Consider the following 14,463-nt stretch of genomic DNA (forward strand, 5'->3'; position numbering starts at 1 on the left):
CGGGAAACTGAATGCCTGCACCTTTGGAAAAGAAAATTCGAGATCTAATTACCCAAACAGGCCCTATCAGCGTTGCTGATTATTTCGCAATATGTTTGGCAGACCCTGAATTCGGTTATTATATGACCAAAGATCCTTTTGGCGTTGCAGGCGACTTCACAACAGCCCCTGAAATCAGTCAATTATTTGGCGAAATGATTGGCGTATATCTCGTTCAATCTTGGCAAACTCAAGCGCCAGTGGGTCCTATTCGAATTATTGAAATTGGGCCTGGTCGTGGCACACTGATGGCCGATGCTCTTCGAGTTATCGCAAAGCTTGCGCCTTCTTTGCTGGAACAGGCAACTGTTCATATGGTAGAAACAAGCCCTAAACTGCGTAAAATCCAGAAAGAAACCTTAGCTAATTATGAAGATAAGCTTTCATGGCACAACTCATTTGAAGACGTACCAAGTGGATTCTTTCTGCTCTTAGCGAATGAATTGTTCGATGCTATTCCGTTAAGGCAATTTATCAAAACGGATATAGGCTTTAGAGAACGAACAGTCACGGTTAATGCGTCAGATGAGTTGGCCTTTTCTGTAGGCGTTGCAGGAATTGATAGTGACCTTTTGCCGTCCAATCACAAAGACCAACCTGCGGGTACGGTGTTCGAAATAGCCCCTGCCCGTGTAAATGTTATGACCGCCATCGCAACCCGCCTTGTAAAAGAAGGTGGCAGTGCTTTGGTCATAGATTACGGTTATTTGGCAACAGGGTTTGGAGATACGCTACAAGCAATCCACAAACATGAATTCGACCCACCTCTTGCGAACCCGGGTCAGGCCGACCTTACAAGCCATGTCGACTTTGAAATGCTTATGCGCACAGCTCATGCCGCAGGCGCCCATATTCATGGCGTGATGTATCAAGGTGATTTTCTTGTAGGTTTGGGATTGCTCCAGCGAGCAGGAATGCTTGGTCAGGATAAAGATCATGAAACACAGCAGGAAATACGGAGCGCTGTTGAGCGGCTTGTTGGTGAAGGTAGCGGCAATATGGGCGAATTGTTCAAAGTCTTGGCAATGAGCGGGCAAGAGGTAAAGCTCGCACCATTTGTTGCTCAAATGGATGATCCGGAATCAGCGAATAATCTTAACTAGAATTCTTGATAGAAAAGCAAATCAATGAGCCAGAGTTCGCCTCAATTTATTACCAGCAAACTTATTACAGAACAGGGTATCAAGCACGGTTTTTTTACCCGCAGAGGCGGTCATTCAGACGGAATATTCAGTTCCTTAAACGCTGGCCTAGGATCTGGTGATGATCGGGATTGCGTTGAGCAAAACCGCAAAGATATCTGTTCGACGTTAGATATCAATATTCAAAACCTTGCAACATTGCACCAGATTCACTCAAATCGTGTTCACACAGCAAACAGCGGAATATCTTCAGATCGCCCGCAAGCAGATGGCATAGTTAGTAACACAAGCGGAGTTGCCATTGGTGTTGTAACCGCTGATTGTGGGCCTGTTTTATTTTCTGATCACAAAAACGCAGTTATTGGTGCCGCCCACGCCGGTTGGCGTGGCGCACTTGATGGCGTTCTTGAAAATACAATCATAGAGATGGAAAAACTTGGAGCCGAGCGCAGCTCTATTACAGCCTGTCTTGGCCCTACAATTTCACAACAAAATTATGAAGTCGGACCGGAATTTTACTCCCGCTTCATTGAAAAGAACAAACAGTTGTCTGTATATTTCAAACAAGCAGATAAACCAGGTCATTTTTTATACGACCTACACGCCTTTATTGTGAACTGTTTGGAGCAATCAAACGTACATGCTGAAGATCTAGGTATCTGCACTTATGAAGAAGACGAAAACTATTTTTCATATCGCCGGACCACGCATAGAAACGAAAAAGACTATGGGCGACAGCTATCTTTGATAAAACTTGATTAGATTTTGATACTAAACGCTGGCTAATCGATTTAAATATCAGTTGATTACGCCTTACTCGCATTCTTTTGTAAAAAACTTATCGAATCTGCAATTAGGTTCTTGAAATCGTCACAAAGGCCGTTACAAGCACCCTATCAGTTGTCGGCGTCCGTCGCTTCCATCTGATAAACCGCAGCAAACGATAATGTTTGCTGTCAAACCCAATTTTTCTGGCGATATGGGTACATAAGATGAAGATTTTTGCAGGCAATTCCAACCAGCAACTTGCAGAAGACATCTGCAGCTACTTAAACCTTCATCTGGGTAAGTCCAGTGTTCGGCGATTCGCTGATGAAGAGATTTTCGTAGAAATTCAAGAAAACGTTCGCGGCGAAGATATTTTTGTTGTCCAATCAACATCCTACCCAGCAAATGACAATTTGATGGAACTCCTGATAATGATCGACGCATTCCGTCGGTCATCTGCTCGACGCATCACAGCAGTAATACCATATTTTGGCTATGCGCGACAGGATAGAAAAGTTGGTTCTCGTGCTCCAATTTCTGCAAAATTAGTTGCAAACCTTATAACGGAAGCTGGGGCGGACCGCGTTTTGACCATGGATCTCCATGCTGGTCAAATTCAAGGTTTCTTCGACATTCCGACAGATAACCTTTTCTCAATTCCAGTTTTCTCTCGTGATATCAAAGAGCGCTATGAGAAAGGCAGTCTTATGATTGTCTCACCCGATGTTGGCGGTGTTGTGCGGGCTCGTGCTCTGGCCAAACGTCATGATGCACTTCTTGCCATTGTTGATAAACGTCGTGATCGTCCTGGCGAGTCAGAAGTCATGAACATTATCGGTGATGTTAGTGGTAAGGACTGCCTGTTGACTGATGATATTGTAGATTCTGGCGGAACACTTTGTAACGCTGCTGAAGCTCTTTTGGAAAACGGAGCTAAATCCGTTACAGCTTATATCACACACGGCGTATTATCTGGCGGCGCGATTGCTCGGATTAAAGCATCCAAGCTAAAAGAACTGGTGATCACAGATTCTATTCAAGCAACACCCGAAGTACATAGCGCAAACAATATTCGTGTTATTGAAACATCATCACTTATCGGCGAAGCCATTAACAGAACAGCATCCGAGAAATCGGTTTCCAGTCTGTTTGACTAACCCGGTTTGTTTGATTAGCAATGAATATATTTCAGCAACATAGTAGAAAACTGTTGCTGGCATTTCTTTTAATGCTGTTAACTCTGGGTTTGTTACAGCAGACTAGTTATGCGAAAACCTCTTTCTCCAAGTCATATAAATATTATGAAATTGGCGGAACAACCATTGAAGACTTTTGGAGAAATGTCGCCTTATATGGACCCAGAGCAAATCGGAAATTTGGAGTTGTTGGCCTTACAACATTCAAACTGGACATACCGTATCGATATTCTAACAAAAACGGCAAGTGTCAACTCACATCAGTCGAGATAAAACTTAGAAGCACAATTAGCCTTCCAAAGTGGGTGGATAAGTCTCGATCTGACAAAGATATGCGGATTTTCTGGAAAGCTTTATCTGGCGATGTCAAACGCCACGAAGAAAAGCACGTGTCGATAGCGGAGAGCTCATTTAAAGCGTTAGAAATGGCAATTTTAAATATTAAGCCTCAACGCAATTGTAAGGCACTGAAAAAGAAGATTAATGCTCTATCAAAGCAAAGCGAAAGAGCACGAAATCGAGCACAGAATAATTTCGAACGAGATGAAATTCGTGGACAGAAGAAACGGTTAAGTGGGCTAATCGAATTATTACGGTCCAACTAGGCATTAAATAGACTCTAAACAGCACATAGGCTTGCAACAATCATCACAATGGTTTAATAGCGCGCTATCCATGTAGACACCCTTGGAGGCACCATGGATTCAGGCGTCAAATACCTGATGTTGAAATATTCGTTTAACGAGCATTTCTTCAACTCCATTTTATGCAAAGGACATGCTATGAGCAATTCAGAAAATCTCAAAGCTGTTGCGCGCGAACGGGTTGGTAAGGGGTCCGCCCGGGCACTTCGTCGTAATGGTCAAATTCCAGCAAGTATCTATGGTGATAAACAGTCCCCTGTTTCTATCGCTATCGAAAGAAAAGAAGCAACCAAGCGTATTCACGCAGGTGGCTTTATGACAAACCTTATCACAATTGACGTTGATGGCGACAAAATCACTGTTCTGCCAAAAGACTATCAATTGGACCCTGTGCGCGACTTCGTCATGCATGTGGACTTCCTTCGTGTTTCTAAAAACACACAAGTTGTCGTGGAAGTTCCTGTTCAGTTTGAAAACGAAGACACATGCGTCGGTATTAAACGCGGCGGCGTATTGAACGTTGTTCGTCACACTGTTGAAGTGAATTGCCCTGCAAACTCAATTCCTGAAGCCTTTACTGCTGATCTGGCTGAATTGGACATGGGTGATGGTATACACATTTCCAACATCACACTTCCTGAAGGTGTAACGCCAACGATTACTGATCGTGACTTTACAATTGCAACAATCGCCTCACCGGGCGGCAAGCAAGATGAAGCTGATGATGCGGCTGAAGCAGAAGCTGCAGCAGACGCAGCACCTAGCGAAGAAGCTGAAGAATAGTACTATTGAGGTTTAGGACCCATGTTGCTCATTGTAGGACTTGGAAACCCTGGACCAAAGTATGAAAAAAACCGACATAATGTCGGATTTATGGCGGTCGATAGAATTATCGATCGTCATAATTTTACAAAAAGCCAAAAAAAATTCAAAGCAAATGTATTTGAAGGCAAACTGGCTGGCGAAAAAACACTTATCCTGAAACCCGACACTTTTATGAACCTGTCTGGCGAATCCGTCGGTGAGGCTATGCGGTTTTATAAGCTTGGCCCTGAAGATATCTTTGTCATCCACGACGAACTAGATTTGGCAGCTGGAAAAGTACGCATCAAACAAGGCGGCAGCCCCGGCGGCCACAATGGACTAAAATCAATTGATGCACATTGTGGTAAAGAATATTACAGATTTCGTCTTGGTATCGGTCATCCGGGAAATAAGGCCCGTGTCAATTCTCATGTATTGGGCGATTTCGCAAAATCCGACGCTGACTGGCTTTTGCCGCTACTGACTGCGTTGGCCGAAAATGCTGAATTAATTGCCAAACGTGACAATGCCGGATTGATGAATAAAATTTCACTGGCCATTAAACCGCAACAAAAGCAAATACCTGAACCTATGAAAGATCAGAGTAAAAAAGTAAAATCTCATATCCACCAGGCACGACCGAAGACAACGAAACCTGAACCAAGTGGCCCGATGGCCGAAATGCTTAAAAAATTACTTGGTAAAGAAGAAGACTGAATTTCTAACTTTTTTAATGACTTAAGTTACTACGCCTACTGCAAGCGAACTTGCACATCTACAGATATTATTTCCTGAATATGCATTTTTTTATTTTATTTTGAAACTAATAGCGTCTTAGTCTCGTTATCTCCCACATAGCTAAACTTAATTGTGGAGATACAAATGAAATTATTGATAAAAAAAACTCTTGCAGCCTCTCTTATCGCCTTATCAGCAACTGCCGCAAACGCTGCGTCTATTGTCGATATAGCTGCAAATGACGATCGTTTCACAACACTCGTTGCTGCTGTTAAAGCCGCAGGCCTTGCAGAGACGCTCGCAGGCAAAGGTCATTTTACGGTCTTCGCTCCCGTAAATGCCGCGTTTGATGCACTGCCAGCAGGCACCGTAGCAACATTGCTTAAACCAGGGAACAAGGGAAAATTGACAGACATTCTTCTCTATCATGTAGATGATCGAAAATTAACATCAGGTATGCTTCCGCACGCATCAATTTACATTAAACCAATTTTAGCAAGCAATCGGCTTTGCATAACCAAGGACAAATCAGGTGTTACAATCGGTGACAGCACCGGAGAACTGGCAAATGTCGTTATTGCAGACATCAAAGCTGATAATGGCGTCATCCATGTAGTTGATAAAGTTCTTCTACCCGGCAGCCGTCCTTCTTGTCACTAATCGATAGAACCAGCGGTGGGGGGTAAAGCACCCCTACCTCCTGCAGAATAGGTTTTCTGACTTTTGATTATCTGGTTTTTGCCCAAATTAACTTGACCCAACAGATAGATTACCGCATACGCATTTGAATAAGTTTCCTTCTACAGAAAGTGCATCAAATGGGTTTTAAATGCGGAATTGTCGGTCTACCAAATGTGGGCAAATCTACACTCTTCAATGCTTTAACCCGCACGGCAGCAGCGCAAGCTGCCAATTACCCGTTTTGCACGATTGAACCAAACACTGGTGAAGTACCTGTTCCTGATAAACGCCTTGATCAACTGGCAAACATTGCCGGTTCAAAAGAAATCATACCCACTCGTATTTCATTTGTTGATATTGCAGGTCTTGTCAGAGGAGCCTCTAAAGGTGAAGGCCTCGGCAATCAGTTCTTGGCAAACATCCGAGAAGTCGACGCAATCGTTCATGTACTACGCTGTTTTGAAGATGAAGACATCACGCATGTCGAAGGCAAAATCGATCCGGTAGCCGATGCAGAGACAATCGAAACAGAGTTAATGTTGTCTGATCTTGAAAGCCTTGAACGCCGTACAGAACAAATGCGCAAACGAGCGTCGAGTAAAGATAAAGAAGCCCTAACACTATTGCCTGTCTTGGATCAGGCCCTTGCGCTACTTAATGATGGCAAGCCCGTCCGGCATATGCTTGACGGTATTGATGCTGAAGATCATCGCATCCTAATGGGTCTTAATCTTTTGACATCAAAACCAGTACTATATGTTTGCAATGTTGCTGAAAGCGATGCTGGTACTGGAAATGACTACTCAAATGCTGTGAAGGCAATGGCGGAAACACAAGGTGCGCATAGTGTTGTTATCTCCGCGGCCATTGAGGCTGAAGTTGCCCAGTTGGAAGACGAGGAAGCAGCTATGTTCTTAGAGGAACTTGGGCTTGATGAAGCTGGTCTCGATCGCCTGATACGTTCAGGCTATGACTTGCTTAACTTGATAACGTTCTTCACCGTCGGACCGAAAGAAGCGCGTGCGTGGACGGTCAAGCAGGGTACGAAAGCACCTGCATCCGCTGGTGTTATCCATACAGACTTTGAGCGAGGCTTCATCCGTGCGCAAACAATTGCCTTTGATGATTATATTTCTCTTGGTGGAGAAGTACCTGCAAAAGAAGCAGGTAAAGCGCGTGATGAAGGCAAAGAATATGTCACACAGGATGGCGATGTGATGTTATTTAAATTCAACACATAGAAACACGTAAGTTACAGCGACATGAAGTTCAACCAAGATGATACAGAGGCTCTATTACAGCTATTATCTTGGCGCCGGGATGTAAGGCACTTTGAACGGGCTCCCCTGACGGCACAGCAGATTGCAAAATTGTTGGACGCTATTGATCTGGCACCTTCTGTTGGAAACAGTCGGCCGTGGAGGTTTGTTAGAGTTCAAAGTGATACGTTACGTGACAGAATTTACCAAAATTTCTTGAAGTCAAACTCTGACGCTGCAGGTGCATACTCTGGCGAAGATGCCGAAAAATATGACAAACTGAAGCTTGCAGGACTAAAGGAAGCACCGCTTCAATTAGCTGTTTTCACTGATACCGAGCCAAGCGCAGGTAAAGGCCTTGGACGCCAAACCATGCCGGAAACACTAACTTACTCCACAATTATTGCTATCCATAATCTTTGGTTAGCAGCACGCTCCATGAATATTGGCGTTGGATGGGTATCCATTCTTGAGCGAGATAGATTCGCCGAGATGCTAGACATACCGAAAGAATGGCAGTTCACAGCTTATCTATGCCTGGGGTATCCATCTTTTAACTCGAAAACACCTGAGTTGCATGAAGAAGATTGGCAACGAAATACCAAAACAGAATGGATAGAACGGTAGAGGGCTATTTGTGGCACGTAATGCAACAAGCCAGCTTATTCTCCCTCAAACTCCACAAGTGTTCGCACTGCGACGCCAAGATCTTCGATTTTCTTTCGTCCACCCAGATCAGGTAAGTCAATCACAAAGCAAGCCGCAACGATTTCAGCCCCTTGACCCTGAAGAAGTTTAATTGCTGCTTCTGCAGTACCACCAGTCGCCAGCAAATCATCTACGAGAATGACCTTCTCACCCTTCTGAATAGCATCGGCGTGTATCTCTAGCTCTGCTTCTCCATATTCAAGATTGTACGTGATGGAGTATGTCTCAAATGGCAGTTTACCTTTCTTGCGTAGTGCAAGAAATCCCGCAGACAACTGATGAGCCATCGCCCCACCAAAAATAAATCCTCGGGCATCAATACCAGCAACTTGCGAAATCCCCATTCCCACATAGGGATGCACCAACTCGTCAACCGCGCGGCGGTAGGCTTTGGGGTCTGAAAGTAATGTCGTAATGTCACGAAACATAATTCCCTCATGAGGATAATCAGGAATTGTGCGAATCGAAGCTTTTAGTTGGCGTTGTAGATCGTTCATGAAAGTTCCCAGCTCATTTTATTACCAGCGACAAACAGAAACGCCGACTAGATCCAAAAATCAAGTCGGCGTTTCAAAATTACATAGAATAAAGCTTAGTGCTTAATTCGAGAGTAAACTGACTTCTTAGTCAAATACACCAATATTGTAAGAAGAAGCATGAAACTGATGACCATGAAGCCAATGCGTTTACGCTCGCCTAAATGAGGTTCAGCAGCCCACATCAAGAATGCAGATACATCCTTAGAATATTGATCAAGCGTTTCAGGCGAGCCATCATCATATGACACTTGCTCATCTGAAATTGGCGCCGCCATCGCTAAAGATGATCCACTCATGAAGTATGGATTGTAGTGAGTTCCCTCAGCAACCTCTACATCAGCAGGCGCATCTTCATAACCTGTTAGCAATGAATAGATGTAGTTCGGTCCCGCTTCATTATAGCCAGTGAAAATATCAAAGACGAACTGCGGAAAGCCACGTTCAACATAACGAGCTTTCGCGATCAATGAGAAGTCCGGCGGAGCTGCACCATTGTTGGCAGCAGCTGCTTGCTCGACATTCTCATAAGGAGAACCGAAGAAATCTGTCGGTTTAGCAGGACGGTCCTCAACATCACCATCAGCATTCGGCTCACCTGGAACTTCTTTATACTCAGCAGCAAAAGACTTAACTTGCTCCTTTGAATAACCAAGATCTTCAAGAGAGCGGAAAGCAACGAGATCCATGGAGTGGCATGCTGCACAAACCTCAACATACACCTTCAATCCACGCTGCAATTGACCTTGATCATAATGGCCAAATGGGCCTGCAAACGACCAATCAAGTTCTTTAGGATGCTCAATCGGGAATTCACTTGCTGCAGAAGCTGCACCAACACCAACCATACCGACCAAAGTCAACGGCAGAAGGATGCTTGAAAGTATTTTTTTCATATCTAATTTCCTTTCTGTCGCCAGTTAGCCGCGGCTCTCAGGTGAAGCAGCTGCATCTGCAGGCTTTCCTGAACCGTTTTTATCAAGCACAGCTTCAGTGATCGAATTTGGCAATCTCTTTGGTGTTTCAATCAAGCCCAGAACTGGCAAGATAACCAAGAAGAATGCAAAGTAGAAGAGTGTTCCAGCTTGCGCCATTGCGGTGTAAACACCTTCGGCAGGCTTTGCACCCAACCAACCAAGCAAGACACAATCGATAACAAATAGCCAGAAAAACAGCTTGTACCAAGGACGGTATACAGCAGAGCGAACTTTGGATGTATCAAGCCATGGTAGGAAGAAGAGCAAGATGATTGAACCAAACATCACCAAAACACCACCCAGTTTTGAATCGATAAACCAAACATCAAAAGTAATCGCACGAAGCATCGCATAAAATGGTAGGTAATACCATTCAGGAACAATATGCGCTGGCGTTTTCAATGAGTCTGCAGGAATATAGTTATCTGCATGGCCCAAGAAGTTTGGCATATAAAACACGAAATATGCAAAAATCAGAAGGAATACCACCATGCCAAGTGCATCTTTAATTGTTGCATATGGCGTGAATGGAAGCGTATCTGATTTGCTCTTCACTTCAACGCCTGTTGGGTTTGTTTGCCCAGTAACGTGCAATGCCCAAACGTGAAGAATAACAACACCTGCAATCATAAACGGAAGCAGATAATGAAGAGAGAAGAAACGATTAAGAGTTGGATTATCAACCGCAAAGCCACCTAAAAGCAGCTGTTGAATTGGCTCACCAATTATTGGAAATGCTGTAAAGAACCCTGTGATAACCGTCGCACCCCAGAAAGACATTTGCCCCCAAGGAAGAACATAACCCATAAAGCCTGTCGCCATCATCAAAAGATAGATAACAACACCCAAAATCCAAAGAATCTCACGTGGAGCTTTATATGAGCCGTAATACAAGCCACGGCCAATATGCAGATAAACAGCAATGAAGAAGAATGATGCCCCATTGGCATGCATATAACGTAAAAGCCAACCGAAGTTCACATCACGCATGATATGCTCAACAGAATTAAACGCCAACGATGTTGAGGCTGTATAATGCATTGCCAGAATGATGCCGGTAATAATCTGCAAAACCAGCATAATGGAAAGAATTCCACCAAATGTATATGCATAGTTCAGATTACGCGGAACCGGATATGATACAAAACTATCATGAACCAAACGGGGAAGCGGCAAGCGCTGGTCTACCCATTTTCCCAAGCCCGAAGAAGGCTCATATGTTGAATGATCTCCACTCATAAAATATCCCCTTATGCTTGGTCTGTGCCGATAACAAGTGTTGTTTCACTTGCAAATACGAATGGTGGTTTAGGAAGATTAATCGGTGCAGGCCCGCGAATAATTCGACCAGTCGTATCAAAGACTGAACCATGACATGGGCAGAACCAACCTTCAGGTTTTGAATCAACAACTTTTGGAACACAACCAAGGTGCGTACAGTTCGCAGACACAATGACCCATTTACTATCGGCATCTGCAGGACCACCAATGCGATCTACAAGTGGCGTATAATCCTTCAAATCATCATCTGTGAGAACATCTGCTGTATCGATCTCATCCTGTGTCAGATGACGAATAAAATATGGTTTACCGCGCCATTTAGCGATAATTGCAGCACCTGGCTCAATTGACGAAACATCAATTTCAACAGGTTCACCGGCAGCAAGAGTTGCCGCATCAGGGTTCATTTGATGAACAAGCGGAACTGCGACACCTACGGCACCAACAGCAGCAGCTATCCCTGTACTTAAGTAAAGAAAATCGCGGCGAGTCGGCTCGCTTTGACCTTTATTTTCGTTGTCTTGTTCGCTCACGGCTCAACGTCTCCTTATAAGCTCCCCAATGACCACGTTAAAATGGTCAAGACATGAATCAGCACAACTTAGAAGCTGGGCTACCAATTGTGCGGGTTCTAAGCCCGTTGAGACAATAAGTCTAGTCCCAACTCCCAAAGGATGGCACATTGTCGCGGTAAAACAACATCAAGCTTATGCAAGACTGCCCTAAGCAGTGGAAAACTTATTTTTGCTGGCAAAACAGATGGAAATTAGGCAGCTCAATCAAGATCAATGGAATCACAAAAACAAATACTAAAGTGTTTCTGAAGCTAAAAAGCCGCCTGATTGGCGTTCCCAAAGACGCGTATAAAGCCCTTTATTCAATAGCAGCTCATCATGTGAGCCCTGCTCGACAATACACCCACCATCCAAGACGACCAATCGGTCGAGTTTTGCGATCGTTGAAAGACGGTGAGCAATCGCTATCACTGTCTTTCCGGACATCAGTTTTTCCAAGTGAGTTTGAATAATTGCCTCCACTTCAGAATCAAGTGCAGAAGTTGCCTCATCCAAGATCAATATAGGCGCATTTTTTAGCACAACTCGGGCAATCGCTATTCTTTGACGTTGACCGCCGGACAACTTTACCCCGCGCTCTCCAGCAAACGCATCCAAACCTTTTCGTCCCTTGAAATCTTCTAATTCCGAAATAAATTCGCTCGCCTGAGAGCGCTCAATCGCGTGCTGAAGCTCATCAGGTGATGCGTTTGTATTACCAAACAATATATTATCACGAATAGACCGATGAAGCAGAGCCGTATCCTGTGTCACGACACCTATCTGCGAACGCAAGGAGCTTTGTGTAACATCTCTTAAATCTTGCCCATCAATTTTGATTGTGCCGCTGTCGACATCATAAAAACGAAGAAGTAGATTGACCAAAGTCGATTTACCAGCGCCAGATGGACCGACTAAACCAACTTTTTCACCTGGTTTTATATCTAACGAAAGATCATGAATAACAGACTTGCTCTTCTGGTAATTGAAGCAAACATCTTCAAAATTGATGTGAGCATCTGTTACGCTTAACTCACTTGCATCATCTTTATCCCCGAGGCCAATTGGCTTTGATATCAGTTCAGCGCTATTTTGTATTGTTCCATAATTTCGCATCAATGCATTTAGTTGTGTCATCAATCGGCCTAACAGAAGACTTAAGCGCAACACGAGAGCCAGGCTGAACGCGACTTCTCCTATTGTAATTGAGCCGGAAAGCCAAAGATCAATTGACATTGCTCCTATCATTGAAATCATAATTCCGGAGAGGAGTGAAAGTGAAAATCTGACTGCCGTGATATTTCGAGTAAACTTAATAAGACTGGCAATGAACGTTTTTATCCCATCTTTTAGAAAATGGTCATTTTGTTCATCAGTCGCAAAAAGCTTAAGCGTTTGAATATTTGCATAACTATCGGTGAAACGGCCATTAAGCATGGAACCCATCTCTGCCATTTCCCGCGCAGATCTTCGAACTCTGGGAACAAAATATCGGGCAAGACAGCCAAACACAACAATCCATAAACCCACAAGTGCCGATAATTGCCAATCCAAGCTCGCCACCATGGACATTGTTGTGATGGCATAAATTACAATAAACAAGACAACTTGTAGCGCGGTGATCATGAGATCTCCCGTCGCCTGCCCCGATTGCATTACTTTGGTCGCTATTCGCCCTGCAAAATCATCTTGAAAAAACGGTAAATTCTGGCGAGAGATGTGCCTGTGCGCCTGCCAGCGTACGCGATTAAAAAACCCGGGAATAATAATTTGCTCTTCAAGGATCGCCCCGCCAGTTGTCACAACAACTCTGAGAAAAAGAGTTACGAACAACATTAAAGACAATTCAAACCCATGTGCTTCGATCAATCCCCGCCAACCAGCCGAAGGCTCAATACCGCTCAATAGATCAATGATAAGGCCAATGAAGTAAAATGTAGCAGCCTCTAGAAGGGCGACCAGTCCGCCAAAAACGACCATCCCTGCAAACACCCATTTAGCCTGGCGCACATAATGCCAAACAAAAGCGGAAGCGTTGGAAGGCGGCAAACCATTATCCACGTTTTCAAATGGTTCAATAATCGCTTCAAACTTTTGGAAAATGTATTTTGGAATCATAAAACCATATTATCGTAGATATCGCCTCACAGAAACGATTTACGCCTATAAAAGAAAAATTAACCATAAAATGAAATAACACTTGCAATTGAATTTTATTTGTATGGTGTTTTTATGCGTAGTGTTGTCGTCCTGAGTTTATTGAGTGTTATCTTATTGGCGGGATGTGCCAGCAAGAGAGTTAAAGAAGACCAGAACATTAGGGGTCTCACAAGTTATGCACCGATCAAGCAATCTCCTCATGTTGTTCGTCGAGACAAATCAAAGATTGAATTTCCCGAAACACCTAAATCATCACCATTGGCCAGAGGTAAACTCGTTGTTCCAACTGGTAATCTAGCTGGCCGCACTATCCACGCAAAATCTATCTCAGATATACGCCTGCGTCCTGGTGAGGTTGTACTGACATTCGATGACGGTCCAGTTCCAGGCAAAACCAAAGCAATTTTAAATACCTTAGATAACTTTGGTGTCAAAGCGACCTTCCTGATGGTTGGAAGCATGGTCAATTCCTACCCGAAAGAAGTCAAAGCCGTCGTAAATCGTGGACATTCTATTGGCTCCCATACTGTTGACCATGCGAACCTTGCAAAAGTATCATTTGAATCTGCACGGGCAAAAATCAGAGCCGGAGAGAAGACTATTAAAAGTAAAACTGGCTTTTCTTCAGTTCCTTTCTTCCGTTTTCCCTACTTAGCAAGCACACCAAAACTGAGAAATTGGCTTGAACAGCGTGGCGTCGTTGTTCTTGATGTCGACATTGATTCAAAAGACTATTTTAAAGACTCTCCGACCACAGTCGCAAATCGCACGATCGACCGCGTCAAACGTAACGGCAGTGGCATTATCTTATTTCATGACATTCATGCACGCACTGTTGCAGCTCTTCCAGGCTTCCTGCAAGACTTAAAGGCAGCTGGCTTCAAGGTCGTCCATCTTAAAGGCGATACGAACAAAGGCGAGCGCCAGCTTTTGGTCAGCAACAGCAGCTAAAAATTAGCCGCATTATGAAGTTTTC

General features: G+C 44.0%; 15 protein-coding genes. 10 read left to right on the forward strand and 5 right to left on the reverse strand.

Annotation, left to right across the window (positions count from 1 at the left end):
• Window positions 1-11 precede the first annotated feature (11 nt).
• The 9 genes from G3W54_RS08755 (at window position 12) to bluB (ending at window position 7,898) form a co-directional block, all read left to right on the forward strand.
• The gene (locus G3W54_RS08755) at window positions 12-1,142 is read left to right on the forward strand and encodes a class I SAM-dependent methyltransferase (protein ID WP_162652688.1); all 1,131 of its coding nucleotides are present in this window, start codon (window positions 12-14) and stop codon (window positions 1,140-1,142) included.
• 24 nt (window positions 1,143-1,166) lie between these two features.
• Window positions 1,167-1,943 (forward strand): peptidoglycan editing factor PgeF, encoded by a 777-nt coding sequence (pgeF, locus tag G3W54_RS08760; protein ID WP_162652689.1) that lies wholly within the window; start codon window positions 1,167-1,169, stop codon window positions 1,941-1,943.
• A gap of 230 nt (window positions 1,944-2,173) precedes the next feature.
• Window positions 2,174-3,106 (forward strand): ribose-phosphate pyrophosphokinase, encoded by a 933-nt coding sequence (locus tag G3W54_RS08765; protein WP_162652690.1) that lies wholly within the window; start codon window positions 2,174-2,176, stop codon window positions 3,104-3,106.
• 71 nt (window positions 3,107-3,177) lie between these two features.
• Complete coding sequence (locus tag G3W54_RS08770; RefSeq protein WP_162652691.1) at window positions 3,178-3,750, forward strand: DUF922 domain-containing protein; 573 nt, start codon at window positions 3,178-3,180, stop codon at window positions 3,748-3,750.
• A 177-nt stretch (window positions 3,751-3,927) separates the two neighbouring features.
• Entirely contained in the window at window positions 3,928-4,572 is a 645-nt protein-coding gene (locus G3W54_RS08775; protein ID WP_162652692.1) for a 50S ribosomal protein L25/general stress protein Ctc, read from the forward strand.
• A 21-nt stretch (window positions 4,573-4,593) separates the two neighbouring features.
• Window positions 4,594-5,310: an aminoacyl-tRNA hydrolase gene (gene pth, locus G3W54_RS08780; RefSeq protein WP_162652693.1), complete on the forward strand. Its 717-nt coding sequence runs from the start codon at window positions 4,594-4,596 to the stop codon at window positions 5,308-5,310.
• Between the two features lie 165 nt (window positions 5,311-5,475).
• Window positions 5,476-5,991: a fasciclin domain-containing protein gene (locus G3W54_RS08785; protein ID WP_162652694.1), complete on the forward strand. Its 516-nt coding sequence runs from the start codon at window positions 5,476-5,478 to the stop codon at window positions 5,989-5,991.
• A gap of 158 nt (window positions 5,992-6,149) precedes the next feature.
• Window positions 6,150-7,253: a redox-regulated ATPase YchF gene (gene ychF / locus G3W54_RS08790; RefSeq protein WP_162652695.1), complete on the forward strand. Its 1,104-nt coding sequence runs from the start codon at window positions 6,150-6,152 to the stop codon at window positions 7,251-7,253.
• 21 nt (window positions 7,254-7,274) lie between these two features.
• Entirely contained in the window at window positions 7,275-7,898 is a 624-nt protein-coding gene (gene bluB / locus G3W54_RS08795; RefSeq protein ID WP_162652696.1) for a 5,6-dimethylbenzimidazole synthase, read from the forward strand.
• A gap of 35 nt (window positions 7,899-7,933) precedes the next feature.
• Here bluB and G3W54_RS08800 read toward each other — a convergent pair whose 3' ends face one another.
• The 5 genes from G3W54_RS08800 to G3W54_RS08820 form a co-directional block, all read right to left on the reverse strand.
• A complete protein-coding gene (locus G3W54_RS08800; RefSeq protein ID WP_162652697.1) occupies window positions 7,934-8,476 on the reverse strand; it encodes an adenine phosphoribosyltransferase in 543 nt (180 codons plus the stop codon).
• Between the two features lie 95 nt (window positions 8,477-8,571).
• Window positions 8,572-9,411, reverse strand: coding sequence for a cytochrome c1 (locus G3W54_RS08805; protein WP_162652698.1), 840 nt, complete (start codon window positions 9,409-9,411; stop codon window positions 8,572-8,574).
• Between the two features lie 24 nt (window positions 9,412-9,435).
• The gene (locus G3W54_RS08810; protein ID WP_162652699.1) at window positions 9,436-10,731 is read right to left on the reverse strand and encodes a cytochrome b N-terminal domain-containing protein; all 1,296 of its coding nucleotides are present in this window, start codon (window positions 10,729-10,731) and stop codon (window positions 9,436-9,438) included.
• An 11-nt stretch (window positions 10,732-10,742) separates the two neighbouring features.
• Complete coding sequence (petA, locus tag G3W54_RS08815) at window positions 10,743-11,306, reverse strand: ubiquinol-cytochrome c reductase iron-sulfur subunit (protein WP_162652700.1); 564 nt, start codon at window positions 11,304-11,306, stop codon at window positions 10,743-10,745.
• Window positions 11,307-11,582: 276 nt separating this feature from the next.
• Entirely contained in the window at window positions 11,583-13,445 is a 1,863-nt protein-coding gene (locus G3W54_RS08820) for an ABC transporter ATP-binding protein (RefSeq protein WP_162652701.1), read from the reverse strand.
• A gap of 114 nt (window positions 13,446-13,559) precedes the next feature.
• Between G3W54_RS08820 and G3W54_RS08825 the strand changes: the two genes are divergently transcribed.
• Window positions 13,560-14,438: a polysaccharide deacetylase family protein gene (locus G3W54_RS08825; protein WP_162652702.1), complete on the forward strand. Its 879-nt coding sequence runs from the start codon at window positions 13,560-13,562 to the stop codon at window positions 14,436-14,438.
• Window positions 14,439-14,463 lie beyond the last annotated feature (25 nt).

The organism is Lentilitoribacter sp. Alg239-R112 (genome assembly GCF_900537175.1).
Classification (GTDB): Bacteria; Pseudomonadota; Alphaproteobacteria; order Rhizobiales; family Rhizobiaceae; genus Lentilitoribacter.

Coding starts and splice junctions, on each gene's coding strand:
- pgeF (WP_162652689.1), top strand. CDS start 1,167: ATGAGCCAGAGTTCGCCTCAATTTATTACCAGCAAACTTATTACAGAA.
- G3W54_RS08805 (WP_162652698.1), bottom strand. CDS start 9,411: ATGAAAAAAATACTTTCAAGCATCCTTCTGCCGTTGACTTTGGTCGGT.
- pth (WP_162652693.1), top strand. CDS start 4,594: ATGTTGCTCATTGTAGGACTTGGAAACCCTGGACCAAAGTATGAAAAA.
- G3W54_RS08810 (WP_162652699.1), bottom strand. CDS start 10,731: ATGAGTGGAGATCATTCAACATATGAGCCTTCTTCGGGCTTGGGAAAA.
- G3W54_RS08765 (WP_162652690.1), top strand. CDS start 2,174: ATGAAGATTTTTGCAGGCAATTCCAACCAGCAACTTGCAGAAGACATC.
- bluB (WP_162652696.1), top strand. CDS start 7,275: ATGAAGTTCAACCAAGATGATACAGAGGCTCTATTACAGCTATTATCT.
- G3W54_RS08770 (WP_162652691.1), top strand. CDS start 3,178: ATGCTGTTAACTCTGGGTTTGTTACAGCAGACTAGTTATGCGAAAACC.
- ychF (WP_162652695.1), top strand. CDS start 6,150: ATGGGTTTTAAATGCGGAATTGTCGGTCTACCAAATGTGGGCAAATCT.
- G3W54_RS08775 (WP_162652692.1), top strand. CDS start 3,928: ATGAGCAATTCAGAAAATCTCAAAGCTGTTGCGCGCGAACGGGTTGGT.
- G3W54_RS08785 (WP_162652694.1), top strand. CDS start 5,476: ATGAAATTATTGATAAAAAAAACTCTTGCAGCCTCTCTTATCGCCTTA.
- G3W54_RS08755 (WP_162652688.1), top strand. CDS start 12: ATGCCTGCACCTTTGGAAAAGAAAATTCGAGATCTAATTACCCAAACA.
- G3W54_RS08825 (WP_162652702.1), top strand. CDS start 13,560: ATGCGTAGTGTTGTCGTCCTGAGTTTATTGAGTGTTATCTTATTGGCG.
- G3W54_RS08800 (WP_162652697.1), bottom strand. CDS start 8,476: ATGAACGATCTACAACGCCAACTAAAAGCTTCGATTCGCACAATTCCT.
- G3W54_RS08820 (WP_162652701.1), bottom strand. CDS start 13,445: ATGATTCCAAAATACATTTTCCAAAAGTTTGAAGCGATTATTGAACCA.